The organism is Streptomyces sp. NPDC031466, assembly GCF_055581265.1.
On sequence record NZ_JBVIJT010000005.1, the window covers coordinates 620,073 to 646,677 of the forward strand.

Consider the following 26,605-nt stretch of genomic DNA (forward strand, 5'->3'; position numbering starts at 1 on the left):
TTCCGGTTCGGATCGCCCGCCCGAGGCGGAGCAAGGCCCCGTACTTCCGGTGGTCAGCCCCAGCAAACGCCAGGGGTGTGCGCCGGGAACTGGAGGAACGTACAACAGGCTCCGGAACCGGACCTGGCAGGCCGTACAAAGCCGTCCCGGGCCGCGGGCTAGGCTGACCACCGTGAAGGTCCTCGTCATCGGCAGTGGTGCCCGCGAACACGCCCTGTGCCGCTCTCTGTCCCTCGACTCCGCCGTCTCCGAGCTGCACTGCGCCCCCGGCAACGCCGGCATCGCAGAGGTGGCCGAGACCCATCAGGTCGACGCCCTCGACGGCGCCGCCGTGACCGCTCTCGCCCGGCGACTGGACGCCGGCCTGGTGATCGTGGGCCCGGAGGCCCCGCTCGTCGCCGGTGTCGCCGACGCCGTGCGCGCCGCCGGCATCCCCTGCTTCGGCCCCTCCCGGGAGGCGGCGCGGCTGGAGGGCTCCAAGGCGTTCGCCAAGGACGTGATGGCGGGCGCGAGCGTGCCGACCGCCCGGTCATATGTCTGTACGAACGCGGAGGAGATCGACCGGGCCCTGGACGCCTTCGGGGCGCCGTACGTCGTGAAGGACGACGGGCTCGCCGCGGGCAAGGGAGTGGTCGTCACCGACGACATCGAGGCGGCCCGCGCGCACGCCCTCGCGTGCGACCGGGTGGTCATCGAGGAGTTCCTCGACGGCCCCGAGGTCTCCCTCTTCGCGGTCACCGACGGCGAGACGGTCGTCCCGCTCCAGCCCGCCCAGGACTTCAAGCGCGCGCTGGACGGCGACGAGGGGCCCAACACCGGCGGCATGGGCGCGTACTCGCCCCTCCCGTGGGCCGACCCGAAGCTGGTCGACGAGGTCATGGCCGGCGTGCTCCAGCCGACCGTCGACGAGCTGCGCCGCCGCGGCACCCCGTTCGCGGGCCTGCTCTACGCGGGCCTGGCGATCACGAGCCGTGGGGTGCGGGTCATCGAGTTCAACGCCCGGTTCGGCGACCCCGAGACCCAGGTCGTCCTGGCCCGCCTGAAGACCCCGCTCGCCGGACTCCTGCTGGCCGCGGCGACCGGCAACCTCGCGGACCTGCCCCCGCTGCGCTGGAGCGACGAGGCCGCGGTGACCGTGGTCGTCGCCTCGCACAACTACCCCGACACGCCTCGCACGGGTGATCCCATCGAGGGGCTCGACGAGGTGGCGGCCCAGGATGCCCCGCACGCGTACGTCCTGCACGCCGGGACCAGGCGGGACGGCGACGCCGTCGTCAGCGCGGGCGGCCGCGTGCTCTCCGTGACGGCGACCGGTGACGGCCTCGACCAGGCCCGCGAGCGGGCGTACGCCGCGCTGTCCCGTATCCGCCTCGACGGCTCGCAGCACCGCACGGACATCGCGGCGAAGGCGGCGGCCGAGGCGTGACCGGCCTCGCCCAGATGTGACTCCCGGCTGACCTCAGGCCCCGGATCCGACACGGATCCGGGGCCTGTTCGGCATCCACCTTTAGCCAAAGCCATTCCATCGAGTGACCGCTGGCCCATCCGGCTGACGACGACCGGGACCCCAACTAGGGTGCGGCGCAAGCGTTCAGGGCACCCAGGACCAAACAGACCACCGGCATTGCGATGTCAGTGGCGGGTGCCACAGTGGGGGAATGAGCAGAAGGAACGCCAGCCATGTGCGCCACCGGCTTCGGCCGGTGGCCGAGCAGTAGGCAAGCAGGGGGTGCCATCGGTCGTGTCGGTTACGGGTGTGGAGGTCGGCGCGCAGGCCGCGCGCTCCCGGGCTCTCGCCGTGCTGCGGTTGCGCAGCAGGGCGCTGGCCGTCGCCCTGCTGCCCGCGGCCGCCGCCGTCGTGCTGCTCGCGGGCAGAATCACGGGGCATGTCGGCGGCGGGAATTGGGACGTCGTGGGCTGGGTCGTGACGGTGCTCGCCGTGCTGGTGCTGCTCGCCGCGGCGGGCGTCTCGCTGGTCGTCGCCCGGGCCAGACCCGCGCTGAGTCCGACGGTCCCCATCGCCGAGAAGTCCGCCCCGGATCTGTACCGCCTGGTCCGTGACCTCGCGGACCGGCTGGACGTGCCGGCGCCCTCGGCGATAGCGCTCACCCCCGACTGCGACAGCTGGCTGGAGGACCGCACGCACCCGGCGCACGGCTCGTCCGCGAAGGACCGGGACGGCTCCCGCGCCACGGACGGCTCCCGTGCCACGGACGGCGCGCCCGCCGACGGCGTGCGCGGCCCGCACCGCCGGGCCACCGCCGCGCCGGTGCTCGTCATCGGCTCCCCTTTCCTGTGGTGGATGCGGGTCGGCGAGCTGCGGGCGGTGCTCGCCCCCGTAGTGGCGGGTACGGGACCCTCCGCGCACCCCGACATAGCCGCCGCCCGGCGCTTCGTGCGCGGGCTCGACGCGGCGGTCGCGGTCGCCTCGGACCCGGGCCGCGGCCCCGTGACCCGGGTGGTGCTCGGTGGCGTCGGCTGGGTCGCCCGGCTGCTCCTGCGCAACTGCCGGGTCCATGCCGCCGAGATGGAGCGGGGTGTCGCCGCGGCCGCCGCCGAGCGCGCCCAGACCGTGGATTACGGCGTGCGGATCGTCGCCCAGGAGCAGGTCGGGCTCGCGTACGCGGGCTGGGACCGGTTGCTCACCCGGGTGGCGCTGCCCGCCTGGCGCATGGGGCGCTGGCCCTCCCGGCTCGACGCCGGTGTGGTCTCCGCGCTCACCGAGCTGTCCCGCAGGGACCGGCTGGCGGAGGGCTTCGCCTCGCGTCTGGGGGAGCGCCCCGCCTGCGACCTGCTGGAGGAGCCCGGGTGCGTGGACGAGGCGACCTCGCTGCTTGCCGCCCGGCTCTTCCACGGCGGCCCCGCCGAGCAGGGGCCGGACTGGGCGCCGGTGGCCTGGCAGGAGTATCCGGACGAGGTCGTCGACCGCAAGTGGCGCATGGACGCGGCGCGGCTGCATCGCGTCCTTGACTCCCTGGGCGTCGGCCACCACGCCGCCGACCCGACCACCCCCGGCCCCGAGGGCCCGACCCTGGCCCGCGTACTGGACCACCTGACGGCCACCGGGATCCCTGGTGCGTCCGCCTCTGACCTCTCTGACCTCTCTGGCGTCCCTGATGTCTCCGGAGCCCCTGACGTCCTCGCCTCCGAGGCCCAGGGTTCTGGCGGCTCCGGTGACGACGCCCTCGCCCTGGGAGGTGCCGGTGGCGATGCCCACGCCCCGGACGACCCCGACCCCCTCGCCCGGGATGAAGGCCCCGGCGGAGCCCTCGCGGCCGGGCTCAGTGCCGAGTTGGCGCGGGAAGAGGCGGCCGCGCCGGTTCGCTCCGCGCCTGCGGGCCAGGGGCCCGACGAGGCGCTCTGGGACCATGGCGCGCTGCCCCTCTTCCCGCTCCAGCCGCCCCGCACGGGGCGCGAGCTGCTGGCCGACCACGTCACGGCGATGGTGTGCTGCGCGGCCGTGGACACGGCGGGAGCCACCCCGGGCCTCGACTGGCTGGACGGCCCCGCCCTGATGGTCGACGGAGAGCGCGCGGCCGATCTCGCGCCGCGTGTCCTGCGCCTCGTCGAGCACGGCGATCCGTCCGCCCTGCGCGACTGGCTCACCCGCCTCGGCGTCCGCCAGGAGAAGCCGGTCCGCCTCGTCTGACCCGGTCCGATCCGGCCCGGACCGGAGATCCCGGGGCCCGGAGACCCCGGAGGCTGAAGACCGGTGTCCCGGCGTCCCGGCGGCGATGGCGCGCCGCCCGCCCAGGGCCGCGCGCCCACCGCCGCGCGCCCACGGCCGCATGCGCCGGATGGCGTCCTCCGTGGCCGAGGCAGCGCCGGGGCCGCACGGCCAGGGCCGCCCGCCAAAGACGTACGCACCGGACGGCGTCCTCCGTGGCCGAGGCGGCGCCCAGGGCCGCCCGCGCCCCGCACCGCACACCCGCCCACATCCGGAGCCGTCCCTTCCACTCCCCTCCCGCCCCGCCAATTAACGACGAACGGTGACGGCGCGCGTGCTTAATGTGATGTGCTGGGAGCAGGCGCCGAACCGCAGGAGTCCGTCGGCGGCGCAGGCTCGGGGGAGCGAGGAGGGGAAGACATGGGGCAGGAACCGATCCGCCGCTGGGAATCGGGCGCGCTGGCGCACGCCGTGTCGGACCCCTTCGGGCAGGGCCCCCTGCCCTGGCTGCGCGGATCCGAGCACTACTTCGACGACACGGGCCACGTGGTGCCCTGGTACGTCGACCCCGCCCAGGCCCCGGGCGCCGGCCTGCCGGCCCCCCGCACCGGCCCGCTGAACGCCGACGACGTGCGCTGCCAGATCAAGGGGTTCACCTCCACCGGCGCGGCCGCCCCGGGCGAGGCGATCGACTTCCACGTCACGGTCGACCCGCCCCAGCAGTTCAGCGTCGACATCTACCGCATCGGGCACTACGGCGGGGACGGCGCCCGGAAGATCACGACCAGCCCGCGCCTGTCCGGCATCGTCCAGCCGGCCCCGCTCACCGCCGACCGCACGATCTCCTGCCACCACTGGTGGCTCTCCTGGCGTCTGCAGATCCCGAGCTACTGGAGCGTCGGGGCGTACGTGGCGGTGCTCACGACCGACGACGGCTACCGCTCCCACGTGCCCTTCACGGTCCGCGACACCCACCCCGCCGACCTCCTGCTGCTCCTGCCGGACGTGACGTGGCAGGCGTACAACCTCTACCCGGAGGACGGGTGCACGGGCGCCAGCCTCTACCACGCGTGGGACGAGCAGGGCCGCCTCCTGGGGGAGAGCGAGGCCGCCGTGACGGTCTCCTTCGACCGGCCGTTCGCGGGCGCGGGCCTGCCCCTGCACGTGGGCCACGCCTACGACTTCATCCGCTGGGCCGAGCGCTACGGCTACGACCTGGCGTACGCCGACGCCCGCGATCTGCACGCGGGCCGCGTCGACCCCTCCCGCTACCGGGGCCTGGTCTTCCCCGGCCACGACGAGTACTGGTCACCGGCCATGCGCCGCACCGCGGAGCTGGCCCGCGACGGCGGCACCTCACTGGTCTTCCTCTCGGCCAACACCATGTACTGGCAAGTGGAGTTGAGCCCCTCCCCGTCCGGTGTCCCGGACCGGCTGCTGACCTGCCGCAAGCGCCGCGGCCCCGGCAGACCCGCCCTCTGGCGCGAGCGGGACGCCGGCAAGGCGGCCGAACAGCAGCTGCTCGGCATCCAGTACGCGGGCCGCGTCCCCGAGCCGCGCCCCCTCGTCGTGCGCAACGCCGACCACTGGCTGTGGGAGGCGACGGGCGCGCACGAGGGCGACGAGATCGACGGGCTCGTCGCCGGTGAGGCCGACCGCTACTACCCGCGGACGGCGCTCCCCGAGCACCAGGGCCGCATCCTGCTCGCCCACTCGCCGTACGAGGACGCGGAGGGTGTCCGGCGCCACCAGGAGACCTCGCTCTACCGCGCCCCCTCGGGCGCCCTGGTCTTCGCCTCCGGCACCTTCGCCTGGTCCCCGGCGCTGGACCGCCCGGGCCACGTGGACACCCGGGTCCAGCGCGCCACGGCCAACCTCCTGGACCGCATCTGCAAGCGGGACTGACCCCTCCGTACCCCCGGGGCCCTCCCCCGGCACCCCCCTGTGACCAGCCCTGATCGCCCGCTCCACCCGACCCCTGGCCGGGACCGCGCCCCCGATACGGGAGAATCGACACGACTTGGCCTAAAGCACTGGAGGGAACCGTGTCCGGATTCGTAGAAAAGCCCGAGCCGCTGCAGATCCCGGGCCTGGTGCACCTTCACACCGGCAAGGTGCGCGAGCTGTACCGGAACGAGGCGGGCGAGCTGATCATGGTGGCCAGCGACCGCCTGTCCGCCTATGACTGGGTGCTGCCCTCGGAGATCCCCGACAAGGGCCGCGTCCTCACCCAGCTGTCCCTGTGGTGGTTCGACCAGCTCGCGGACATCGTGCCGAACCACGTCGTCTCCACCGACCTGCCGCAGGGCGCGCCCGCCGACTGGGAGGGCCGCACGCTCGTCTGCAAGGCCCTGGAGATGATCCCGGTGGAATGCGTGGCCCGCGGCTACCTCACCGGCTCGGGCCTCCTGGAGTACGACGACACCCGCACCGTCTGCGGCCTCGCGCTGCCCGAGGGCCTGGTCGACGGCTCGGAGCTGCCCGCGCCGATCTTCACGCCCGCCGCGAAGGCCGCGGTCGGCGAGCACGACGAGAACGTGAGCTACGAAGAGGTCGCCCGCCAGGTCGGCGCCGAGACCGCCGCCCAGCTGCGGCAGGTCACGCTCGCCGTCTACAGCCGCGCCCGGGACATCGCCCGCGAGCGCGGCCTGATCCTCGCGGACACCAAGTTCGAGTTCGGCTTCGACGGCACCGCGCTGATCATCGGCGACGAGGTCCTGACCCCCGACTCGTCGCGTTTTTGGCCCGCGGACCAGTGGGAGCCGGGCCACGCCCAGCCGTCGTACGACAAGCAGTTCGTGCGGGACTGGCTCACGTCGCCGGCCTCGGGCTGGGACCGCAGGAGCGAGCAGCCGCCGCCGGCGCTGCCGCAGGACGTGGTGGACGCCACCCGCGCCAAGTACATCGAGGCGTACGAGCGGCTCACCGGCACCGCCTGGTAGCGCGGGCGCCCGGGAAGAAGCACGAAAAAGGCCCCGCTCCGAGGAGCGGGGCCTTTCACCTGAGCGGACGACCAGGTTCGAACTGGCGACCTCAACCTTGGCAAGGTTGCGCTCTACCAACTGAGCTACGTCCGCGTTGCGCCGAAGCGCGAGGACAACTATACCCAACCTCGCTCGCGTGCGAGACGCACTGCCGCATGACGATTCTCCGCCCCGATCTTGGTGGCCGCCGAGGAGAGGTAGTTGCGGACGGTCCCGGGGGAGAGCGCGGCCCGCTCGGCGATCTCCGTGACGGGCGCCCCGTCGGCGGCGAGTTCGAGCACCTCGGCCTCCCGTGCGGTCAGCGGCGAGTCCCCGGCGGAGATCGCGTCGGCCGCCAACTCCGGGTCCACGTAACGGTTTCCGGCGTGCACGGTACGGATGATCTCGGCGAGGCGCTGGGCGCTGACGGTCTTCGGCACGAAGCCGCGGACGCCCACCGCGAGGGCCCGCTTGAGATGTCCCGGTCTGCCATGACTCGTCACGATCATGGTCCGGCAGTGCGGGAGTTCGTCCCGCAGGGATGTGGCCACCCTCACACCGTCGGCGCCCGGCATCTGGAGGTCGAGCACCGCGACGTCGGGCCGGTGGGCCCGTGCCATGGCGAGCGCCTCGGGGCCGGTCGCCGCCTCGGCGACGACGACGAGATCGTCCTCCAGGCCGAGGAGCGCGGCGAGGGCGCCCCGGATGAGGTGCTCGTCGTCGGCGAGCAGCACGCGCACGCTCACAGCAGGACCTCGCTCCGAGGGGTCGGGGCCGCCGGGCCGCTCCCGGTGGCAGGCCGCGGCGACGGCACGGTCGCCGTGAGGTGGAAGCGGCCCCGCCCGGCCGTGTGGTCCAGGGTGCCGTCGACCTCGGCCAGCCGTTCCCTGAGCCCGGCGAGGCCCGAGCCGCCGGCCGAGGGCACGGCATCCGGTGCGCCGTCGTTCTCGACGGTCAGCGTCGTACGTTCGTCCGTCACCGTCAGGGCGATGTCACAGCGGGACGCGTCGCCGTGCCGCAGCACGTTGGTGGCCGCCTCCCGTACGACCCAGCCGAGCGCCGACTGCACGGGGGCCGGCAGTCCCGCCGCCGAGCCGGTGACCCGGCAGCTGATCCCGGCCGCCTCCAAGACGCCCCGCGCCCCGAGGAGTTCCACCCCGAGATCGGCCTCGCGGTAGCCGCGTACCACTTCCCGCACCTCCCGCTGCGACTCCTGCGCGATCCGCTGGACCTCGACCATCTGGTCCACGGCCTCGGGCCGCCCGCGCCGCGCCAGCTGGACCGCCAGCTCGCTCTTGAGGGCGATGACGGCAAGGTTGCGGCCCATCACGTCGTGCAGGTCCCGCCCGAACCGCAGCCGCTCCTCGGCGACCGCGAGCCGTGCCTCGACCTCGCGGGCCCGGTCGGCCTCCCACATCACGGAGAGCGTCCAGGCGCCGCACCGCGCGGAGAGCAGCGTCAACAGGCCGCCGAAGGCGATGAGCGCGGCGAACCCGGCGAGCCGCTCGTCGTGCACCCCGACGGCCGCGAAGCCAGCCACGGCCACGGCGTCGATCACGGCCATGCGGACGACGAAGTCCCGCACCGTCCCGGTGAAGGCGAGCGACTGGCCGAACGGCACCACCAGGTACAGCGTCGTGAAGCCGATCATTCCCTCGGTGACGCCGTCCACCGCCTCCAGGCCGAGGAGGAGGCCGAACGAGAGGACGAGCAGCGCGCCCCCGACGGCGAGGTCGCCGCGCGGCAGCGGACCCCGCTGCAGATAGTGGTCGAGCGAGCGCCGCAGGCTGCGGTTGACGTGCGCGCTCTGCACGGCGCCCACCGCGATCAGCGCCCAGCCGAGGATCTGCGCGGCGGGCCCGGCGCGCAGGCTCAGGGCGAGCGGCACGGAACCCCAGCTGAGGTAGAAGAGCCAGGGCATGGCGTGCCACATGGCCATGCTCTGGAACTCGACCTTCTCTATCTGGCGCCGGCGCCGCCACTCGTGCTGCCAGGCCCGGATCCCCATCACGCCGACCCTCTCCCTCAGTGCCGGGGTTCCCAGCGGAACCACCGCCGTACAGCAAACACCGACAGCAGGGTCCAGACCACCGCCGTGGCGAGGGCGCCGAGGGTGTCGCCCGTCGAGAGGTGGCCGGCCCAGCCGCCGCGGACCAGCTCGACGACCGACGAGAGCGGGAGCAGCTCACAGACCCGGGCGACCTTGTCGGGCATGACCTCGAACGGGACGAAGAGCCCGGAGCCGATCATCGACACGAAGATCAGCGGCATGCTCATGACCTGGGCGGATTCGGTGGTCCTGCTGAAGCTTGCGGTGACGGCCGCCAGCGCGGCGAACATCACGAGGCCCGCGGCGACACCGAGCACCACGAGGTGGGGCGCGCTCGGCGCCCCGGCGTCCAGGAGCACCGCGCAGCCCACGCCGAGGACGAGGCACTGCGCGATCCCGATCGTGATCGCCGGCAGCGCGGCGCCCGTGAGTATCTCGGCGTCCCGCAGCTCGCCGGTGCGCAGCCGCTTGAGCACCAGTTCCTCGCGCCGGGCGACGTAGACGCCGGTCAGTGTGGCGTACACGGCGAAGAGCAGCGAGAAGCCGAGGGCGCTCGGCAGCACGACGGTGCCGAGGGAGAGCCCGGTGCCCTTCAGGTCCATCCCCTCGGTGGCCTGCCGCATGCTGACCGGGAGGACGAACGGCACGAACAGCGCGGCGAACAGCGTCCCCTTGTTCCGCCCGAGCAGGGTCATCTCGGCGCGCGCCAGCGCCCCCATCCGCCCCGCGGGAGTCGTCACCGTCACCGTGCTCATCCCGCCATCTCCTTCTCTGCCGAGTCCCCCCGGGAATCCCCGTGTTCCGTGCCCCGCGCCCGCTCGGCGTCCCGCGCGATCCGCAGGAACGCCTCCTCCAGCGAGGCCGCCCGCACGTCGAGCCCCCGCAGCTCGACCCGGGCGTCCCTGGCCCACACCAGCAGCGCCGTGGCGGTCCGCTGGAGGTCCGTCGTCCGCAGCCGCACCCGGCGCCCCGTGCTCTCGTGCCCGCTGACGCCCAGCTCGGCGAGCGGCGGCAGATCACCGACGACGTACCCCTCGGGCAGTTCGAAGGAGACGTGGGAGGGCTGGGCGGCGACCACGTCGGCGACGCTGCCCTCGGCGGCGATCCGGCCCTCGTGCAGGATCGCGAGCCGGTCGGCCAGCTCCTCGGCCTCTTGCAGGTAGTGCGTGGTGAGCAGCACGGTCGTGCCGCCGTCCCGGAGTCCGCGGACCAGTTCCCAGGTCTCGCGGCGCCCTTCGGCGTCGAGGCCGGTGGTGGGCTCGTCGAGGAAGAGCACCTCGGGCCGCCCGATGAGGGCCAGGGCCAGGTCGAGCCGCCGCTTCTCGCCGCCGGACAGCTGCTTGACGCGTACGCGGGAGCGCTTGCCGAGGCCCACCATGTCCAGGGCCTGAGCGGCGGGCCGGGCCCCGCTGGTGCACCCGGCCCACATCCGCACCGTCTCGGCGACCGTCAACTCGGCCGGAAAACCGCCTTCTTGGAGCATGACGCCGATGCGCGGCCGTACCGCGTCCCGCTCGGTGTACGGGTCGTGCCCGAGCACCCGGACCCGCCCGCCGGCGGGTGCCGCGAGGCCTTCGAGCAGCTCCACGGTGGAGGTCTTGCCGGCGCCGTTGGTGCCGAGGAGCGCGAACAGCTCGCCGCGTCCCACCCCGAAGGAGACGCCCCGTACCGCCTCGAAATCTCCCCCGTACACGCGCCGGAGATCGCTCACGTCGATCACTTGGTCGGTCATGGGAGAAGCTTCCCCTGGTCAGGGGCGCGGGAGCAGTGCGGACTGTCACCGGCCCGCATGACAAATGTCAGAAGCCCTCACAGTGCCTGTGCGGAGTGCGCACGAAGAAGGCCCCGGTCGAAATCGACCGGGGCCTTCTTGACTGGAGCGAACGACGAGGTTCGAACTCGCGACCTCAACCTTGGCAAGGTTGCGCTCTACCAACTGAGCTACGTTCGCATTGCCTCCGACCAGCTCTCACTGATCGGCGCGAGCACCAGCTTACCGCAACCAGCGGACTGGTCCGTAAGCGATGCGGAGCGGGTGACAGGAATTGCACACTGCGCCTTCCCCCTGGAAGGGGGATGTTCTACTACTGAACTACACCCGCACGACTCCGTGAGGTCCGGCCTTTCGGCCTCGCCCCTCGGCGTGCTCCAGACTCTAGCTGACCAGCGGGGGTGCAGCGCAAGTCGGTCGCCGCGAGGCGCCCGGACCTCGGCGGACGCCGGGTCAGTTGGCGGCCTCGAAGGCCTCGTAGACCTTCTTCGGGATGCGGCCGCGCGGCGGTACGTCCAGCTGGTGCGAGCGGGCCCAGGCCCGGACGGCCGACGGGGCGGGGGAGACGGCCGTGTGCCGGTAGGCCTTGCCGGATCTCGACTGCTTGCGGGCCGCCTCCAGGTACGGGGCAAGTGCCGTGCGCAGTTTCTTGGCATTGGTTTGGTTCAGGTCGATCTCGTACGACTTGCCGTCAAGACCGAACGCGACTGTTTCCGCCGCTTCCCCGCCGTCCATGTCGTCAAAGAGAGTGACTACGACACGCTGCGCCACGAATATCGGTCCCTTCGTGCGACCCCACCGCGCTGACGTGCGGTGATGTCGACTGTCCGGCTGTTTTGGGCAAAGTATCGACTATTGCCTTTTCCTTTGTACAGGGCCGGGCATTGAATTGTGAAGTCCGGCCGAATATCTCCGCGTGTCCGCACGCAATGCCGATCCGTGATCTTTTCCTGGATTCCTCGCGAAGGCGGCCGCTCCGATACCCGGCGGACCCCTGGAACGTGACCGCCATCACGTAGGAAGCTACTAATCTACGCGAGTAGAAATTTTGTGCCGGTAGTCTGAAGGGACCTGCTCAGCACCAGCAAGCAGCACACGCCAGCACCACACACCGGGAGTGCCAGTGGCACGCGTCGTAGTCGACGTCATGCTCAAGCCGGAGATCCTCGACCCCCAGGGCCAGGCGGTGCAGCGTGCACTGCCGCGCCTCGGTTTCCAGGGCATCTCCGACGTACGTCAGGGAAAGCGATTCGAACTTCAGGTCGACGGGCCGGTGGACGACGCGGCCCTCGCCCGTATCCGCGAGATGGCGGAGACCTTCCTCGCCAACACCGTGATCGAGGACTTCGTCGTAAAGGTGGAGGACGAGAAGTGACCGCTCGAATTGGAGTCGTCACTTTCCCCGGCACCCTCGACGACCGCGACACCCGGCGCGCCGTCCGTGTGGCGGGCGCCGAGGCCGTGCCGCTGTGGCACAAGGACAAGGACCTCAAGCAGGTCGACGCCGTGGTGCTGCCCGGCGGTTTCTCCTACGGCGACTATCTGCGGGCCGGTGCCATCTCCCGTTTCTCCCCGGTGATGGAGTCCGTCATCGAGCAGGCGAAGGCCGGCCTGCCGGTCCTCGGCATCTGCAACGGCTTCCAGGTGCTGACCGAGACCCACCTCCTGCCGGGCGCGATGCTGCGCAACAACCACCTGCACTTCATCTGCCGCGAGCAGAAGCTGCGCGTGGAGAACGCCGGGACCGCCTGGACCGCCGACTACACGGCGGGCCAGGAGATCTCGGTCCCGCTCAAGAACATCGACGGGCAGTACACCGCCGACGAGCGGACCCTGGACATGCTGGAGGCCGAGGGCCGCGTCGCCTTCCGCTACCTCGACGGCAACCCCAACGGTTCGCTCCGTGACATCGCCGGCATCACCAACGAGGCGGGCAACGTCGTCGGCCTCATGCCGCACCCCGAGCACGCGGTCGAGCCGCTGGTCGGGACCGGCCGCACCGACGGCCTCGGATTCTTCACCTCGATCCTGAAGAAGCTGGTCAACGCATGACTCTGGACACCGTCAAGCACGCGGCCGAGACGCCCGACGTCAAGCTGCCCTGGGCCGAACTGGGCCTGAAAGAGGACGAGTACGAGCGCGTCCGCGAGATCCTCGGCCGTCGTCCCACCGGCGCCGAGCTGGCCATGTACTCCGTGATGTGGTCCGAGCACTGCTCGTACAAGTCCAGCAAGGTCCACCTGCGCCAGTTCGGCGAGAAGGTCCCCGAGAACGACGCGATGCTCGTCGGCATCGGGGAGAACGCGGGCGTCGTGGACGTCGGCCAGGGCTACGCCGTCACCTTCAAGGTCGAGTCGCACAACCACCCCTCGTACGTGGAGCCCTACCAGGGCGCGGCCACCGGCGTCGGTGGCATCGTCCGCGACATCATCGCGATGGGCGCCCGGCCGGTCGCGGTCGTGGACCCGCTGCGGATGGGCGACGCGCACCACCCCGACACCAAGCGGGTGCTGCCCGGCGTCGTCGCGGGCATCGGCGGCTACGGCAACTGCCTGGGCCTGCCCAACATCGGCGGCGAGCTGGTCTTCGACGCCTGCTACCAGGGCAACCCGCTGGTCAACGCCGGTGCCATCGGCGTCATGCGGCACGAGGACATCCACCTCGCCAAGGCGTCGGGCCCCGGCAACAAGGTCATCCTGTACGGCGCCCGCACCGGCGGCGACGGCATCGGCGGCGCCTCGATCCTGGCGTCGGAGACCTTCGACGACAGCAAGCCGAGCAAGCGCCCCGCGGTCCAGGTCGGCGACCCCTTCCAGGAGAAGCTCCTCATCGAGTGCACCCTGGAGGCCTTCGCCGAGAAGCTCGTGGTCGGCATCCAGGACCTCGGCGCGGCCGGACTCTCCTGCGCCACCAGCGAGTTGGCGTCCAACGGCTCCGGCGGCATGCGCGTCGAGCTGGACGACGTACCGCTGCGCGACTCCACGCTCACTCCCGAGGAGATCCTCATGAGCGAGTCGCAGGAGCGCATGTGCGCCGTCGTGGAGCCGGACAAGGTCGAGCGCTTCCTGGAGATCTGCGAGAAGTGGGACGTCATCGCCACCGTCGTCGGTGAGGTGACCGACGGCGACCGCCTGGAGATCTTCTGGCACGGCGAGAAGATCGTCGACGTCGACCCGCGCACGGTCGCGCACGACGGCCCGGTCTACGAGCGCCCCTACGCCCGCCCGACGTGGCAGGACGCGCTCCAGGCGGACGACGCGAACAAGCTGCCCCGCCCGGCGGACGCGGACGAGCTGCGCGCGCAGGTCCTGAAGCTGGTCGCCGCCCCGAACCAGGCCGCGAAGTCCTGGGTCACCGACCAGTACGACCGCTTCGTGCAGGGCAACACCGTGCTCGCCCAGCCCGAGGACTCCGGGATGATCCGGATCAGCGAGGAGACGGGCCTCGGCGTCGCCATCGCCACCGACGGCAACGGCCGGTACGCGAAGCTCGACCCGTACACAGGCGCCCGGCTCGCGCTCGCCGAGTCGTACCGCAACGTGGCCGCCTCGGGCGCCAAGCCGCTCGCGATCTCGGACTGCCTGAACTTCGGCTCCCCCGAGGACCCGGACGTCATGTGGCAGTTCGCGGAGGCCGTCCGCGGCCTCGCGGACGGCTGCCTGGAGCTGGGCACCCCGGTCACCGGCGGCAACGTCTCGCTGTACAACCAGACGGGCGAGGCGGCGATCCACCCGACGCCGGTCGTCGCCGTGCTCGGCGTGATCGACGACGTGGCCCGCCGCACGCCGATCGCCTTCCGGGAAGAGGGCCAGCTCCTCTACCTGCTCGGCGAGACGCGCGAGGAGTTCGGCGGTTCGGCCTGGTCGCAGGTGATCCACGACCACCTCGGCGGGCTGCCGCCCCAGGTGGACCTGGGCCGCGAGAAGCTGCTCGCGGACATCCTGATCTCGGCCTCCCGCGACGGCATGATCGACGCCGCGCACGACCTCTCCGACGGCGGTCTCGTGCAGGCCGTCACGGAGTCCTGCCTGCGCGGCGGCAAGGGCGCCCGGCTGGTCGTCCCGGACGGCCTGGACGCCTTCACGTTCCTCTTCTCCGAGTCGGCGGGGCGCGCGGTCGTCTCCGTGCCGCGCAGCGAGGAGCTGCGCTTCACCGACATGTGCGGCGCGCGGGGCCTGCCCGTCACGCGCATCGGTGTCGTCGACGGCGACGCGGTCGAGGTGCAGGGCCAGTTCACGCTGCCCCTGAGCGAACTGCGCGAGGCGCACGAGGGCACGATCCCGGGGCTCTTCGCCTGACGGTCGCTTTCGGAAGCCCCCGCCCGGACCTCACTGTCCGGGCGGGGGCTTCGGCGTTCCCGAGGCCGACACCGCACCCATCAGACTCTTGATTAAAATTACGTAATTACGTAACCTCTCGCCATGGATCTGGAAGAGCGCGTCGCCGAGCTGGAACGGCGTATGGCGGAGCTGGAGAGCGCGGGCCCGTCCGCGCCCGACGTGGGAGAGGGCGACTTCTGGGCCCTCGACGCGCTGAAGGCACGGCACCCGGTGGCGCGGGACGCGGACGGTGCCGTGCTGTTCACCGGTGCCGTGCGGGCGCCCACCGGGCACCGGTACGAGTGGCAGTACGGCCGGCTCACGGAGTCGCTGTTCGAGGACGACTGGTCCGAGGCGGCCGATGCGTTCGCCGCGCTCGGCCATCCCGTGCGGCTGCGGCTGCTGCGGGAGATCCTCGCCGGCACCGGCACCGCCGCCGAGCTGGCCGCGCTCGACGACATCGGCACGACCGGCCAGATCTACCACCACCTGCGCCAACTGACCGGCGCCGGCTGGCTGCACAGCACGGGACGCGGCCGCCACGAGGTTCCGGCGGGGCGGGTGGTGCCGCTGCTCGTGATGCTCTCCGCCGCGCGTCCCTGATCGACCACGCCGACCGCAGCAAGGGGAACGACATGTCCATGGGTATGCGCACATTCACCGGGGCGCTGCAACGCCTGCTGGTGCTCTACGTGTTCGTCCAGGTCGTGGCAGGGTTCTTCGTGGAGCTGCCGTACCCGTACTGGGCGGGCTGGCTCCCGATCGTCGCCGTCCTCGCGATCGGCTTCGCCCGGCGCCGGGCCGCCCGCCGGGAGGTCGTGGCGGACCCCCCGGCCCCCGTCGAGGTCGAGCCGCCCGTCACCGGCCGCTGGTCGGCGCTGAACAGCCCCGCCGACAAGGTGCCGAGCCACGGCACGCACAGCCTCGGGCAGACCTACGCCATCGACATCGTGGCCGTACCGGAGGAGGGGCCCGCCCGCCCGGCCTTCGCCTGGCTGTGGCCGGTCACGCGCCGCAACCGCGCCTTTCCCGCGTTCGGGGCGCCCCTGCTCGCGGCCGGTGACGCCACCGTCGTACACGCGGAGGACGGCCGGCGCGACCACCTCAGCCGCAACTCCCTCGCCGCGCTCCTGTACTTCTTCCTGATCGAGGGCATCGGCAGGACGGTCGGCGGGGCCCGCAGCGTCGTCGGCAACCACGTGGTGCTCGACCTCGGCGAGGGCACGTACGCCCTGTACGCGCACGTCGAGCGGGGCTCGCTGACCGTGCGGGCGGGCGACGAGGTGGTGGCCGGACAGCGGCTGGGCGGCTGCGGGAACTCCGGCAACTCCACCGAGCCGCATCTGCACTTCCAGCTGATGGACGGGCCCGACCTGAACGTGGCGCGGGGCGTGCCGTTCAGCTGGCGCGGGATCGGGGTGCCCGGCGGCGGCGAGACGTTCACGGTGCGGGAGGACGCCGCCCCGGTACCGTGATCCGTATGACTGAGGAGCTGGGACTGCGGGCGCGCAAGAAGAGGCAGACCGCCGCGCGGATCTGGCAGGTCGCCGTGGACCTGTGCTCCGAGCGGGGTTTCGACCACGTCTCCGTGGCGGAGATCGCCGAGGCGGCCGACGTGTCGAAGATGACCGTCTTCAACTACTTCGGCACCAAGGAAGGCGTGATCGTCGCCCCGATGGAGGAGCACGCCGGGGACCCCGCCCGCGCGGTGCGCGAGCGTGCGCCGGGCGAGTCCGCGGTGGCCGCCATGCGCCGCCAGTTCCTGGAGCAGGTCGCCGGGCGCGACCCGTCGACCGGCCTCAGCGGTGACCCGCGCACCCTCAAGGTGCGCCAGCTCATCAACGAGACGCCGACCCTCGCGCACCGCATGGTGATCTTCCACATGCGCAGCGTCCAGCTCCTCACGGACGCCCTCGCCGAGGAGACGGGCGACGTGCTCCTCGCCCGGGTCGCCGCCGCCCAGCTCCTCGGCGCCCGGAACGCGCTCATCATGGAGAACCACCGGCGCACCCTCGACGGCGACCCGCTCGAAGACATCGCGAAGGACTGCGCCGCGTCCGCCGAACGGGCCTTCGGACTGGTGGAAAAGGGCCTTCAGGGCTATCCCGGCAGCATCTAGGCTCGACTCCATGCCCCCGGCCAAGAAGCGCACGCGATCGTACGACTCCGCCAAGATCCGCACCGCGGTGCTCACCCAGTCCGGCAACGTACGGGACGCGGTGCGCACCCTCACGCCCGAGCAGCTCGCCCGCCCGACCCGGCTCGGCGACTGGACCGTGCGCGAACTGTCGGCGCACATCGCGATGGTCCTCGGCACCGTCCACCGCTATCTGAGCGTCCCGGAACCGGCGCGTCACGAAGTGCCGCTCATGGACTGGCCCTTCGCGACCGTCACGGCGGCCGCCCAGGTCGACGAGGACACCCGCGCCATCGCCGAGACGGCGGGCACGGAGCTGGACGAGCTGTTCACGCGCACCCTCACCGACTTCGAGCGGTCCCTGGCCGCGGCGCCCGACGGGCGCCTGGTGCCGTCCCGCTTCGGCGCGATGACCCTCGGCGACTTCCTCGTCACCCGTACGGTGGAACTGACCGTCCACACCGACGACTTGAACGACGCCGTACCGGGCCTCGACGTCCCCCACGACCGGCACGCCCTGGCCGCCTGTGCCCGCCTGCTCGCCGACGCGCTCGCGCTGAAGGCGCCGGGGGCCTCGACGGAGGTGCGGATCCCGCCGTACGCGGTGGTGCAGTGCGTCGAGGGCCCGCGGCACACCCGCGGCACCCCGCCGAACGTCGTCGAGACGGACCCGCTGACCTGGATCCGCCTCGCCGCGGGGCGTACGGACTGGGCGAGCGCCCTGGCCGCGGCACAGGTCAGCGCGAGCGGGGAACGGGCCGATCTGTCGGGGTTGCTGCCGATCATGGGCTAACCCCCGGTGTCGATCATGGCCGGCCCCCGGTGTCGATCACGGGATGGTCCCGGCCGGCGGAGTGAAGGGAACCGACACCCCCGCTCGTCCCGTCCCATCGCCATGCACACGCAGCGTCTGACCCTGACCCTGACCGCGCTGGCCTCCGCCGGGCTGCTGCTCACCGCATGCGGCACCGAGTCGGGAGCCGGCTCCGAAGGCGGCTCCGGCGGCCGTTCCGTGGCGAGCGAGGTGCCGCTCACCGGTATCCGGTGGAACGTCGACAGCGTCACCGTGGGCGGCAAGAGGTACGCGGCCCCCGACGGCGCCCATCTCAAGATCGGCAAGGACGGGCGGGCCGGCGGCAGCTTCGGCTGCAACTACGCCGGCGTCCCCGTCAAGATCCAGGGCGACACCCTCGACTTCGGCAAGGCCACGCTGACCAGGCGGGCCTGCCCGCCGGGCCGGATGACGTTCGAGGAGCACTTCACGCGCGCCCTCGCCGCGAAGCTCACCGCGAAGGTCGACGGCGACCGCCTCACCCTCACCACCCCCAAGGGGGACCACGTGGACCTCACCTCACGCACCGCGGAGCCCGATGCCCCGCTCACCGGCACCAAGTGGACGGTGAGCGCCGTCGGCGACGCCAAGAGCGCGGCGCCCCTGCCGAGGACCGTGGCCGGCAAGGCCCACCTCACCTTCGGCAAGGACGGCGGGGTGCGCGGCAACCTCGGCTGCAACGACGTCACCGCCAAGGCCGAGGAAAAGGACGGCCGCCTCACCTTCGGCGCCCCCGCCACCACCCGGAAGCTGTGCGCGGGCGCCGCGATGACCACCGAGCGCCGCCTCCTGAAGCTCTTCGGCGGCACGGCGCGCTACGAGCTCCAGCGCGAGACCCTGAAGCTCACCGCCGCCGACGGCATGGTGATCCAGGCGCACGCCGAGCCGCAGAAGTAGAAGCCGTCCGGCGGACCTTGGCGGCGGCGGACCTCAGCGGTAGGGCAGCAGCTCCTTGTCCGTCCGCTCCCACGCCGCCTTCAGCTCGGCCAGCAACCGCGGCTCTGCCGCCGCCCGGTCGGCCTGCTCCCGCCGGTCGGCCGCGAGGTCGAACAACTGGTCCGCGCCGTCCTTGCCCCGGTAGTACTTCCACGCCCCGCGCCGCAGCGCCCGCTCCCCGCGCACCCGCCAGAACAGCTCGCGCGCCGGGAGGCGCGCCCCCCTGAGCAGATACGGCGCGAGGCTCGTGCCGTCCAGCGGATACGCCGGGTCGGGCCGGGCCGCGGCGATCTCCAGAAGGGTCGCCGTCCAGTCCGGCGTGAAGACGGGCTCCCCGCTGACCTGCCCGCCGTCGATCCGCGCCGGCCACCGCACGAGGGTCGGCACCCGTATGCCGCCCTCCTTCAGCGACCCCTTGTTGCCGGACAGCGGCCAGTTGTACGAGAAGCGCTCACCGCCGTTGTCGGAGGCGAAGAACACCAGCGTGTCCCGCTCCTGCCCGGACTCCCGCAGCGCGCGCAGCACCTCGCCGACGGACCGGTCCAGGTCCTCGACCATCTGCGCGTACTTCTCGACGGAGCCGCCGTCCTGGTGCCAGAGCGCGCCCTTCCCGCCCGCCTTGATCCTGCGTACGATCTCGGCGCTCTGCTCCTGGTCGCCGTCCGCGATCCAAGGCCAGTGCGGGGTGGTGAAGTTGAGGTTGAGCAGCCAGGGCCGGTCCCCGTGGTCCCGCCGTACGTAGGCGCTCGCGCGCTCGGTGAGGACGCGCGTGTAGTACCGCAGGTCCTTGTACTCGGCGTCGCCTTCGCGGACCTTCCCCTCGTAGAGGTCGTACTCCCCGTCGAGCCCCAGCTTCGAGTAGTACTCCAGGGCGCCGCCGAAGTTGCCGAAGAACTCGTCCCAGCCCGAGCGGGTGGGGGAGTAGTCCGGCAGATATCCGCAGTGCCACTTGCCGATCAGGGCGGTCGCGTACCCGGCGCCGCGCAGCAGCGAGGCGAGCGTGGGATGCGTCGGTTCGAGGCCCACCGACCGGTCCGCGATCGGCTCCGCGAGCCCGCCCTTCGTACGCCCGGGGAAGCGGCCCGTGTACAGGCTGAAGCGGGTCGGGGAGCAGGTCGCGGACCCGGCGTAGGCGTCGGTGAACCGCACGCCCTGGCGGGCGAGGCGGTCCAGGTGCGGCGTCCTGATGTGCGGGGAGCCGTACGAGGACAGGTCGGCCCAGCCGAGGTCGTCGCCGAGGATGAACAGGATGTTGGGCCGCTTCGAGCGCCGCCCGCGCGCGGCGGCGAAGGGGCGCTCGGCGGCCTCCGCCTCGGTGGTTGTGGCGCCCACACCCACGCCGACGGCGGCGGCCGCGCCCGCCACCCCGCCGGCGAAGGAGCGCCGGGAGAGCCGGGAGGGTCGTGACAGTCCATGAGATCGCATGGACGAGGAGCCTTCCGGCGCGCCGGAAGCGGCGTCAACGCTCGCCCGCCGCTGTTCACAAGGCTGTCGTCCCAGTTCACAGAGCCGTCGTGAGTCCGCGGCACAGAGGCGGCGATCCGGCCGCGCTCACCCTCCGTACAGGGGTCGTATCCCCAATTCGGACCAGTGGTCGATCTCGCCTACACTCGAAGATGTGCCACGTGGTGACGGTCGACTCAATCACGATCTGCTCCCCGGCGAGAAAGGCCCCCAGGACGCTTGTGGCGTCTTCGGTGTCTGGGCTCCGGGCGAAGAGGTCGCAAAGCTCACGTACTTCGGGCTCTACGCCCTCCAGCATCGGGGCCAGGAATCCGCGGGAATCGCGGTCAGCAACGGCTCCCAGATCCTCGTCTTCAAGGACATGGGCCTCGTGTCCCAGGTCTTCGACGAAACCTCTCTCAGCTCGCTCCAGGGTCACATCGCGGTCGGTCACGCCCGCTACTCGACCACCGGCGCCTCCGTATGGGAGAACGCCCAGCCGACGTTCCGTGCCACCGCGCACGGCTCCATCGCGCTCGGGCACAACGGCAACCTCGTCAACACGGCCCAGCTCGCCGAGCTGGTCGCCGAGATGCCCAAGGAGAACGGCCGCGCGACGCAGGTCGCCGCGACCAACGACACCGACCTGGTGACGGCTCTCCTCGCGGGCCAGGTGGACGACGACGGCAAGCCGCTGACCATCGAGGAGGCCTCGGCCCGAATCCTCCCGCAGGTCCGGGGCGCCTTCTCCCTCGTCTTCATGGACGAGCACACGCTGTACGCGGCCCGCGACCCGCAGGGCATCCGCCCGCTGGTCCTCGGCCGCCTGGAGCGCGGCTGGGTCATCGCCTCGGAGTCCGCGGCGCTCGACATCTGCGGCGCCTCCTACGTCCGCGAGATCGAGCCGGGCGAGTTCGTCGCCATCGACGAGAACGGCCTGCGAACGTCCCGATTCGCGGAAGCGAAGCCCAAGGGCTGCGTCTTCGAGTACGTCTACCTCGCGCGTCCCGACACGGACATCGCCGGGCGGAACGTCTACCTCTCGCGGGTCGAGATGGGCCGCCGGCTCGCCAAGGAAGCCCCGGTCGAGGCCGACCTGGTCATAGCCACCCCGGAATCGGGCACCCCCGCCGCGATCGGCTACGCGGAGGCCTCCGGCATCCCCTTCGGCGCCGGCCTGGTCAAGAACGCCTACGTCGGACGTACGTTCATCCAGCCCTCGCAGACGATCCGGCAGCTCGGCATCCGGCTGAAGCTGAACCCCCTCAAGGAAGTCATCAAGGGCAAGCGCCTTGTGGTCGTCGACGACTCGATCGTCCGCGGCAACACCCAGCGCGCCCTGGTCAAGATGCTCCGCGAGGCGGGCGCCGCCGAGATCCACATCCGGATCTCCTCGCCGCCCGTGAAGTGGCCGTGCTTCTTCGGCATCGACTTCGCCACCCGCGCCGAGCTGATCGCCAACGGCATGACCATCGAGGAGATCGGCTCGTCCATGGGCGCCGACTCCCTCTCGTACATCTCCATCGACGGCATGATCGAGGCCACGACCATCGACAAGCCGAACCTCTGCCGCGCCTGCTTCGACGGCGAGTACCCGATGGACCTGCCCGACCCCGAACTGCTCGGCAAGCAGCTTCTGGAGACGGAACTGGCCGCGGGCCCGGCGGGCACCGCCGCCGCCGACGCGATCCGTCGCCCGTAAGACCCCACGCAGTACGACACGAAAGTTCTCACCGTCATGTCTGAGACCACTGGTGCCAGCTACGCAAGCGCGGGCGTCGACATCGAGGCGGGCGACCGCGCCGTCGAGCTGATGAAGGAGTGGGTCAAGAAGACCCAGCGCCCGGAGGTCGCGGGCCTCGGCGGCCTCGGCGGCTTCGCCGGGCTCTTCGACGCCTCCGCCCTCAAGCGCTTCGAGCGCCCCCTGCTCGCCTCCGCCACCGACGGCGTCGGCACGAAGGTCGACATCGCCCGCCAGCTGGGCGTGTACGACACCATCGGCCACGACCTCGTCGCGATGGTCATGGACGACATCGTCGTGTGCGGCGCCGAGCCGCTGTTCATGACCGACTACATCTGCGTGGGCAAGGTCCACCCCGAGCGCGTCGCCGCCATCGTGAAGGGCATCGCCGAGGGCTGCGTCCTCGCCGGCTGCTCCCTCGTCGGCGGCGAGACGGCCGAGCACCCGGGCCTGCTCGGCCCCGACGACTTCGATGTCGCGGGCGCCGGCACGGGCGCGGTCGAGGCGGACCGCCTGCTCGGCCCCGATCGCATCCGGAAGGGTGACGCGGTCATCGCGATGGCCTCGTCCGGTCTTCACTCGAACGGGTACTCGCTCGTGCGGCACGTGGTCTTCGACCGCGCCGGCTGGACGCTGGACCGCCGGGTCGAGGAGTTCGGCCGCACGCTCGGCGAGGAGCTCCTGGAGCCCACCAAGATCTATTCCCTGGACTGCCTGGCGCTCACCCGCACCACGGACGTCCACGCCTTCAGCCACATCACCGGCGGCGGCCTCGCGGCCAACCTCGCCCGGGTCGTCCCGGACGATCTGCACGCGATCGTGGACCGCGGGACCTGGACCCCGGGCGCCGTCTTCGACGTCGTCGGCACGGTGGGTCAGGTCGAGCGGCTCGAACTGGAGAAGACGCTGAACATGGGCGTCGGCATGATCGCGATCGTCCCCGAGGAGTCGGCGGACGCGGCGCTCACCACCCTCGCCGACCGCGGCGTGGAGGCCTGGGTCGCCGGTGAGATCACCGAGCGCGGAGAGCACACGACGGGCGCGGCCCTGATCGGCGACTACGCCGAGTAAGGCGCCCGGAAGGGCTCACGGCAGCACAAAACCCGGTCCGGGGTGGTGACCACCCCGGACCGGGTGAAGTGCAGTCGCTACAACGAGGTCAAGCGCCGCGGCGCTGCGACGACGGGCCGGACTCGTCGGAGTCCTCTTCGTCGTCGACGTTGTACAGATCCGCGTACTGGGCGTACGGGTCGTCTTCCTCGTCGTCGTCCTCGAACGGCTCGCCATTAGGCGGCTGTTGCGAAGTCGAAGCGCCCAGCTCATTGGCCAGACGCGACAGATCAGTCCCGCCGCTGCTGTACTTCAGCTGGCGGGCGACCTTCGTCTGCTTGGCCTTTGCCCGGCCGCGCCCCATGGCTCGACCCCCTCGGATACGGGGCTCGACGGCCCCAGAGTCTTGACACGCGTTCATGATCTAGGACGGACTCTCCTCGGAGAGACCGGTCCGTAGGGCTTCCACGGTACCTGTTCCTGCGGCCATACGGTACGTCGCCCGTAGGACGCGCCTCGGCGCAGAACCCGCGAGGAGCCCCGTCCTCGCTGGTCAACTGCGATTTTAACCTCTTCTTGCCGGGCGACCCGCCGACGGGGGTGAGTCTTGTCTCCCGAATCCCGCCGACGGGGCCCGTGCCGTGCGCTCAGCGCGCGTCGGCCATCCGCTGCTCCGCGATCCGGTCGGCCGCCGCGGCCGGCGGAATGCCGTCCTTCTTCGCACGAGCGAATATGGCGAGCGTGGTGTCGAAGATCTTCGCGGCCTTCGCCTTGCACCGGTCGAAGTCGAAGCCGCGCAGCTCGTCGGCGACCTGGATCACCCCGCCAGCGTTCACCACGTAGTCCGGCGCGTAGAGGATCGAGCGGTCGGCCAGGTCCTTCTCGACGCCCGGGTGCGCGAGCTGGTTGTTGGCCGCCCCGCACACCACCTTCGCGGTCAGCACCGGCACGGAGGCGTCGTTCAGGGCGCCGCCGAGCGCGCAGGGGGCGTAGATGTCCAGGCCCGCCGTGCGGATCAGCGCTTCGGTGTCCGCCACCGCGGTGACCGACGGATGCCGGTGGACGATCCGGTCCACGGCCTCCTCGCGCACATCGGTGATCACGACCTCGGCGCCGTCCGTCAGCAGGTGCTCCACCAGGTGGTGCCCGACCTTGCCGACCCCCGCGACACCGACTTTGCGACCGCGCAGTGTCGGGTCGCCCCACAGGTGCTGGGCCGAGGCCCGCATGCCCTGGAAGGCGCCGAAGGCGGTGAGCACGGAGGAGTCGCCGGCGCCGCCGTGCTCCGGGGAGCGCCCGGTGGTCCAGCGGCACTCGCGGGCCACGACGTCCATGTCCGACACGTACGTGCCGACGTCGCACGCCGTCACGTACCGGCCGCCCAGCGAGGCCACGAAGCGGCCGTAGGCGAGGAGCAGGGCCTCGCTCTTGATCTGCTCGGGATCACCGATGATCACGGCCTTGCCGCCGCCGTGGTCGAGGCCGGCCATGGCGTTCTTGTACGACATCCCGCGCGCGAGGTTCAGCGCGTCGGCGACGGCCTCCGCCTCGTCCGCGTACGGATAGAAGCGGGTGCCGCCGAGGGCGGGCCCGAGGGCGGTGGAGTGGAGGGCGATGACGGCCTTGAGGCCACTTGCGCGGTCCTGGCAGAGCACTACTTGCTCATGGCCGCCCTGGTCCGCGTGGAACAGGGTGTGCAGGACGCCGTTGTCTGCTGCGGTCACTGTGGTGACTCCCGGTCGGGTGGCGGCAATGGACGGGCCCCCGTACGGGTGGCGGGGGCTCGTTGGGCATGACACTAGAGCCTGTCCACCGCCGGGTTCGGCCATGGCACGATCAGCAGTGTTTTCCGGTCCGTCCGCGGGGGAGGGAGCAGCCGTGCCCAAGGTGTCTTCGGTGACGGTCCCCTATGCGTCCTACTTGCGTGTCTACGAGCCGCTTGCCGCTTTTCCCGAGCCGGAGCGTGCTCACTGGGAGCGCTACGCCCGCCGCCGGGACCGCCCCTCGTACCAGGACGAGCTGCGCCGCTCGCTGGCCGACCTGCTGCCGACGCCGCCCGTCCCGGTGCCGGTGCACGAGAGCGGCGACGCCTTCGTCGTGGAGCTCGACGGAGTGCTGTGCGTCTGCCCGTGGCGCACCCGGCTGCGCGGCTGGCAGGCCCTCGGCACACTCGCCGAGCAGCTGCCCACGCCCGTCCTCGACGCGGTGCTCCCGCCGGTGCTGCGCCGGCAGACGGCCGCGGACTACGAGCGGTGGCTGGCCCGCAACCCCGACGCGCGCCCCTGGATCCGTACGTCCACGTGGCAGGTGCCGCTGCACTGGTTCGTGCTCGTCTCGGACCAGGAGCGCGACCACGACAAGGGCGACAAGGGCGACAAGGGCGGCAAGGGGGCGCCGGGCGCCGCGCCGGTCCTGCGCTACCGCACGCCCATGGTCGAGGCGAGGCGCCGGGTGGCGCGGGGTCTGAAGACGCTGCGGGAGGCGCTGGACGAGGCGCCGGTCGTCGAGGGGCTGGTGGACGTCGGGCGGTGGCTGGAGGAGTTCCACCCGCGCTCCCTGGTCGAGCTGGACTACGGCGGCCTCGTGCACGCCGTGTCCGAGGAGGAGCTGGAGGAGGACCACTCGGCGGCGGATGTCGCCGAGGGGATCGAGGCGCTGCGCACCGGTGACGACGAGGTGGCCGGCGAGGCGTATGCGAGGCTCGTGGAGCGATGGCGGGCGGTCCGGGACCTTCAGTTCGCGAACTGAGAGCCGGCGCGCGCCGGGTGGCGGGACGTAGGTCCCGATCCGGGCCTTTGTGTCAAGCGTGACGGACCGCACTTTACTGCGCCCTTGCGCCCATCGCCCCTCCTCGTGCCAAAATAGGACAAGGAGTCCGGGGAGGACTCCTTCCGTCCGAGTAAGGGCGGATTGCTCTGCATTGCACGCTATGGGGGGTCCTGTTGACTCCTGATCGCTCTGTGACTGATCGTCACGGGGGCGTGACTGTCCGCTATGGCATGGTCCATCGTCTTCCGTCGGTGATGAACACCTGGGAGGGCAATTCCATCGGTTTGGCCGACGTGGCTGGACGGATGGTGTAGTTGTAGTGCCGAGGACAAGCCGTTCGTCCTATAACCGACTCGACTCGCGTCCGCCATTTCGGGCAACGCGGGTCAAGGTGCAGAATTTAGAGGAATGAACCGAGAAGGTTCGGTTCTCCCGAGGAGGCCGCTCATGACCGCTCGCACCCCTGATGCCGAGCCGCTGCTGACCCCGGCTGAGGTCGCCACGATGTTCCGCGTCGACCCGAAGACGGTGACGCGCTGGGCCAAGGCTGGCAAGCTCACGTCGATTCGCACGCTCGGCGGACACCGCCGTTACCGCGAGGCTGAGGTCCGCGCACTGCTCGCGGGCATTCCGCAGCAGCGCAGCGAGGCCTGACGTACGCCAGAAGTACCGCTCAACCAGCAGTAACCCGCACAACTCGGGCGAAGAGCACCACTGCTGCCGGGTCCCCCAACCCGGTCGTACGTCCGACATATAGCTACACGCGACGCGGTCCCCGCCCCAACGGGTGCCACGCCTGAGCCGCATGGGTGAGTCGTTCGATCGCGCTGGACTCCGCCGGGTCCAGCGCGATTTTTTTTGTGCGCCGGCGCGGGTGTGCGGGCGGGCCCGGGGCGGGCCTGTCGCACTCCGGGGCGGCCGCGCGAG

At 71.7% G+C, this 26,605-nt stretch carries 24 protein-coding genes and 3 tRNA genes; 16 read left to right on the forward strand and 11 right to left on the reverse strand.

What is annotated here, in order from left to right; all coding sequences use genetic code 11:
• The first annotated feature begins 172 nt into the window (after positions 1-172).
• The 4 genes from purD (at position 173) to ACZ5GP_RS14895 (ending at position 6,609) form a co-directional block, all read left to right on the forward strand.
• A complete protein-coding gene (gene purD / locus ACZ5GP_RS14880; protein ID WP_468751214.1) occupies positions 173-1,426 on the forward strand; it encodes a phosphoribosylamine--glycine ligase in 1,254 nt (417 codons plus the stop codon).
• Positions 1,427-1,741: 315 nt separating this feature from the next.
• Positions 1,742-3,649 (forward strand): hypothetical protein, encoded by a 1,908-nt coding sequence (locus tag ACZ5GP_RS14885; RefSeq protein WP_468751215.1) that lies wholly within the window; start codon positions 1,742-1,744, stop codon positions 3,647-3,649.
• Between the two features lie 438 nt (positions 3,650-4,087).
• A complete protein-coding gene (locus ACZ5GP_RS14890) occupies positions 4,088-5,572 on the forward strand; it encodes a N,N-dimethylformamidase beta subunit family domain-containing protein (RefSeq protein ID WP_468751216.1) in 1,485 nt (494 codons plus the stop codon).
• A gap of 140 nt (positions 5,573-5,712) precedes the next feature.
• Positions 5,713-6,609 (forward strand): phosphoribosylaminoimidazolesuccinocarboxamide synthase, encoded by an 897-nt coding sequence (locus tag ACZ5GP_RS14895; protein WP_468751217.1) that lies wholly within the window; start codon positions 5,713-5,715, stop codon positions 6,607-6,609.
• 62 nt (positions 6,610-6,671) lie between these two features.
• Here the strand turns inward: ACZ5GP_RS14895 and ACZ5GP_RS14900 are convergent.
• The 8 genes from ACZ5GP_RS14900 to ACZ5GP_RS14935 form a co-directional block, all read right to left on the reverse strand.
• Positions 6,672-6,744, reverse strand: a tRNA-Gly gene (locus ACZ5GP_RS14900).
• A gap of 23 nt (positions 6,745-6,767) precedes the next feature.
• On the reverse strand, positions 6,768-7,376 hold the full coding sequence (locus tag ACZ5GP_RS14905; RefSeq protein WP_468751218.1) for a response regulator: 609 nt from the start codon (positions 7,374-7,376) through the stop codon (positions 6,768-6,770).
• Positions 7,373-8,638 (reverse strand): sensor histidine kinase, encoded by a 1,266-nt coding sequence (locus tag ACZ5GP_RS14910; RefSeq protein WP_468751286.1) that lies wholly within the window; start codon positions 8,636-8,638, stop codon positions 7,373-7,375. Before ACZ5GP_RS14910 ends, ACZ5GP_RS14905 begins: the two co-directional genes overlap by 4 nt.
• Before the next feature lie 17 nt (positions 8,639-8,655).
• On the reverse strand, positions 8,656-9,435 hold the full coding sequence (locus ACZ5GP_RS14915) for an ABC transporter permease (protein WP_468751219.1): 780 nt from the start codon (positions 9,433-9,435) through the stop codon (positions 8,656-8,658).
• Positions 9,432-10,412 (reverse strand): ABC transporter ATP-binding protein, encoded by a 981-nt coding sequence (locus tag ACZ5GP_RS14920; RefSeq protein ID WP_468751220.1) that lies wholly within the window; start codon positions 10,410-10,412, stop codon positions 9,432-9,434. Before ACZ5GP_RS14920 ends, ACZ5GP_RS14915 begins: the two co-directional genes overlap by 4 nt.
• A gap of 143 nt (positions 10,413-10,555) precedes the next feature.
• A tRNA-Gly gene (locus ACZ5GP_RS14925) sits at positions 10,556-10,631 on the reverse strand.
• A gap of 79 nt (positions 10,632-10,710) precedes the next feature.
• Positions 10,711-10,782: transfer RNA gene (locus ACZ5GP_RS14930), tRNA-Gly, on the reverse strand.
• Positions 10,783-10,904: 122 nt separating this feature from the next.
• Positions 10,905-11,222 carry a histone-like nucleoid-structuring protein Lsr2 gene (locus ACZ5GP_RS14935; RefSeq protein WP_468751221.1) on the reverse strand — a complete coding sequence of 106 codons (318 nt, stop codon included), beginning with the start codon at positions 11,220-11,222 and terminating at the stop codon, positions 10,905-10,907.
• A gap of 352 nt (positions 11,223-11,574) precedes the next feature.
• Between ACZ5GP_RS14935 and purS the strand changes: the two genes are divergently transcribed.
• The 8 genes from purS to ACZ5GP_RS14975 all read left to right on the forward strand — a co-directional run bounded on the left by purS (position 11,575) and on the right by ACZ5GP_RS14975 (position 18,636).
• Entirely contained in the window at positions 11,575-11,826 is a 252-nt protein-coding gene (purS, locus tag ACZ5GP_RS14940) for a phosphoribosylformylglycinamidine synthase subunit PurS (RefSeq protein WP_468751222.1), read from the forward strand.
• A complete protein-coding gene (gene purQ / locus ACZ5GP_RS14945) occupies positions 11,823-12,503 on the forward strand; it encodes a phosphoribosylformylglycinamidine synthase subunit PurQ (protein ID WP_468751223.1) in 681 nt (226 codons plus the stop codon). The genes purS and purQ overlap by 4 nt, the downstream gene beginning before the upstream one ends.
• Positions 12,500-14,749 (forward strand): phosphoribosylformylglycinamidine synthase subunit PurL, encoded by a 2,250-nt coding sequence (gene purL, locus ACZ5GP_RS14950; protein ID WP_468751224.1) that lies wholly within the window; start codon positions 12,500-12,502, stop codon positions 14,747-14,749. Before purQ ends, purL begins: the two co-directional genes overlap by 4 nt.
• A gap of 123 nt (positions 14,750-14,872) precedes the next feature.
• On the forward strand, positions 14,873-15,373 hold the full coding sequence (locus ACZ5GP_RS14955; protein ID WP_468751225.1) for a helix-turn-helix domain-containing protein: 501 nt from the start codon (positions 14,873-14,875) through the stop codon (positions 15,371-15,373).
• A 38-nt stretch (positions 15,374-15,411) separates the two neighbouring features.
• Positions 15,412-16,245 (forward strand): M23 family metallopeptidase, encoded by an 834-nt coding sequence (locus ACZ5GP_RS14960; protein WP_468751226.1) that lies wholly within the window; start codon positions 15,412-15,414, stop codon positions 16,243-16,245.
• Positions 16,246-16,250: 5 nt separating this feature from the next.
• Positions 16,251-16,889 (forward strand): TetR/AcrR family transcriptional regulator, encoded by a 639-nt coding sequence (locus ACZ5GP_RS14965; protein ID WP_468751227.1) that lies wholly within the window; start codon positions 16,251-16,253, stop codon positions 16,887-16,889.
• A 10-nt stretch (positions 16,890-16,899) separates the two neighbouring features.
• Entirely contained in the window at positions 16,900-17,700 is an 801-nt protein-coding gene (locus tag ACZ5GP_RS14970) for a maleylpyruvate isomerase family mycothiol-dependent enzyme (RefSeq protein ID WP_468751228.1), read from the forward strand.
• A 102-nt stretch (positions 17,701-17,802) separates the two neighbouring features.
• Positions 17,803-18,636, forward strand: coding sequence for an META domain-containing protein (locus ACZ5GP_RS14975; protein ID WP_468751229.1), 834 nt, complete (start codon positions 17,803-17,805; stop codon positions 18,634-18,636).
• A 33-nt stretch (positions 18,637-18,669) separates the two neighbouring features.
• Here ACZ5GP_RS14975 and ACZ5GP_RS14980 read toward each other — a convergent pair whose 3' ends face one another.
• Positions 18,670-20,100 (reverse strand): sulfatase family protein, encoded by a 1,431-nt coding sequence (locus ACZ5GP_RS14980; protein WP_468751230.1) that lies wholly within the window; start codon positions 20,098-20,100, stop codon positions 18,670-18,672.
• 193 nt (positions 20,101-20,293) lie between these two features.
• Here ACZ5GP_RS14980 and purF point away from each other — a divergent pair, with 193 nt between their 5' ends.
• The gene (gene purF / locus ACZ5GP_RS14985; RefSeq protein ID WP_468751231.1) at positions 20,294-21,820 is read left to right on the forward strand and encodes an amidophosphoribosyltransferase; all 1,527 of its coding nucleotides are present in this window, start codon (positions 20,294-20,296) and stop codon (positions 21,818-21,820) included.
• Positions 21,821-21,856: 36 nt separating this feature from the next.
• Positions 21,857-22,930, forward strand: a complete 1,074-nt coding sequence (gene purM / locus ACZ5GP_RS14990) for a phosphoribosylformylglycinamidine cyclo-ligase (RefSeq protein WP_468751232.1) — start codon at positions 21,857-21,859, stop codon at positions 22,928-22,930.
• A gap of 88 nt (positions 22,931-23,018) precedes the next feature.
• On the opposite strand, the gene ACZ5GP_RS14995 is transcribed toward purM, so the two are convergent.
• The gene (locus ACZ5GP_RS14995) at positions 23,019-23,273 is read right to left on the reverse strand and encodes a DUF3073 domain-containing protein (RefSeq protein ID WP_125513810.1); all 255 of its coding nucleotides are present in this window, start codon (positions 23,271-23,273) and stop codon (positions 23,019-23,021) included.
• A 283-nt stretch (positions 23,274-23,556) separates the two neighbouring features.
• A complete protein-coding gene (locus ACZ5GP_RS15000; RefSeq protein ID WP_468751233.1) occupies positions 23,557-24,633 on the reverse strand; it encodes a Leu/Phe/Val dehydrogenase in 1,077 nt (358 codons plus the stop codon).
• A gap of 154 nt (positions 24,634-24,787) precedes the next feature.
• Here ACZ5GP_RS15000 and ACZ5GP_RS15005 point away from each other — a divergent pair, with 154 nt between their 5' ends.
• Positions 24,788-25,657 (forward strand): DUF8083 family protein, encoded by an 870-nt coding sequence (locus ACZ5GP_RS15005; protein WP_468751234.1) that lies wholly within the window; start codon positions 24,788-24,790, stop codon positions 25,655-25,657.
• Positions 25,658-26,125: 468 nt separating this feature from the next.
• Positions 26,126-26,332 (forward strand): developmental transcriptional regulator BldC, encoded by a 207-nt coding sequence (bldC, locus tag ACZ5GP_RS15010; protein WP_003949541.1) that lies wholly within the window; start codon positions 26,126-26,128, stop codon positions 26,330-26,332.
• The last annotated feature ends 273 nt before the right edge of the window (positions 26,333-26,605 follow it).

What these genes read in the sequence shown, in the direction of transcription:
- ACZ5GP_RS14890 (WP_468751216.1), top strand. Translation starts at nt 4,088, where the DNA reads ATGGGGCAGGAACCGATCCGCCGCTGGGAATCGGGCGCGCTGGCGCAC.
- ACZ5GP_RS14910 (WP_468751286.1), bottom strand. Translation starts at nt 8,638, where the DNA reads ATGGGGATCCGGGCCTGGCAGCACGAGTGGCGGCGCCGGCGCCAGATA.
- ACZ5GP_RS14915 (WP_468751219.1), bottom strand. Translation starts at nt 9,435, where the DNA reads ATGAGCACGGTGACGGTGACGACTCCCGCGGGGCGGATGGGGGCGCTG.
- ACZ5GP_RS14920 (WP_468751220.1), bottom strand. Translation starts at nt 10,412, where the DNA reads ATGACCGACCAAGTGATCGACGTGAGCGATCTCCGGCGCGTGTACGGG.
- purL (WP_468751224.1), top strand. Translation starts at nt 12,500, where the DNA reads ATGACTCTGGACACCGTCAAGCACGCGGCCGAGACGCCCGACGTCAAG.
- ACZ5GP_RS14955 (WP_468751225.1), top strand. Translation starts at nt 14,873, where the DNA reads ATGGATCTGGAAGAGCGCGTCGCCGAGCTGGAACGGCGTATGGCGGAG.
- ACZ5GP_RS14960 (WP_468751226.1), top strand. Translation starts at nt 15,412, where the DNA reads ATGGGTATGCGCACATTCACCGGGGCGCTGCAACGCCTGCTGGTGCTC.
- ACZ5GP_RS14965 (WP_468751227.1), top strand. Translation starts at nt 16,251, where the DNA reads ATGACTGAGGAGCTGGGACTGCGGGCGCGCAAGAAGAGGCAGACCGCC.
- ACZ5GP_RS14970 (WP_468751228.1), top strand. Translation starts at nt 16,900, where the DNA reads ATGCCCCCGGCCAAGAAGCGCACGCGATCGTACGACTCCGCCAAGATC.
- ACZ5GP_RS14975 (WP_468751229.1), top strand. Translation starts at nt 17,803, where the DNA reads ATGCACACGCAGCGTCTGACCCTGACCCTGACCGCGCTGGCCTCCGCC.
- ACZ5GP_RS14980 (WP_468751230.1), bottom strand. Translation starts at nt 20,100, where the DNA reads ATGCGATCTCATGGACTGTCACGACCCTCCCGGCTCTCCCGGCGCTCC.
- purM (WP_468751232.1), top strand. Translation starts at nt 21,857, where the DNA reads ATGTCTGAGACCACTGGTGCCAGCTACGCAAGCGCGGGCGTCGACATC.
- ACZ5GP_RS14995 (WP_125513810.1), bottom strand. Translation starts at nt 23,273, where the DNA reads ATGGGGCGCGGCCGGGCAAAGGCCAAGCAGACGAAGGTCGCCCGCCAG.
- bldC (WP_003949541.1), top strand. Translation starts at nt 26,126, where the DNA reads ATGACCGCTCGCACCCCTGATGCCGAGCCGCTGCTGACCCCGGCTGAG.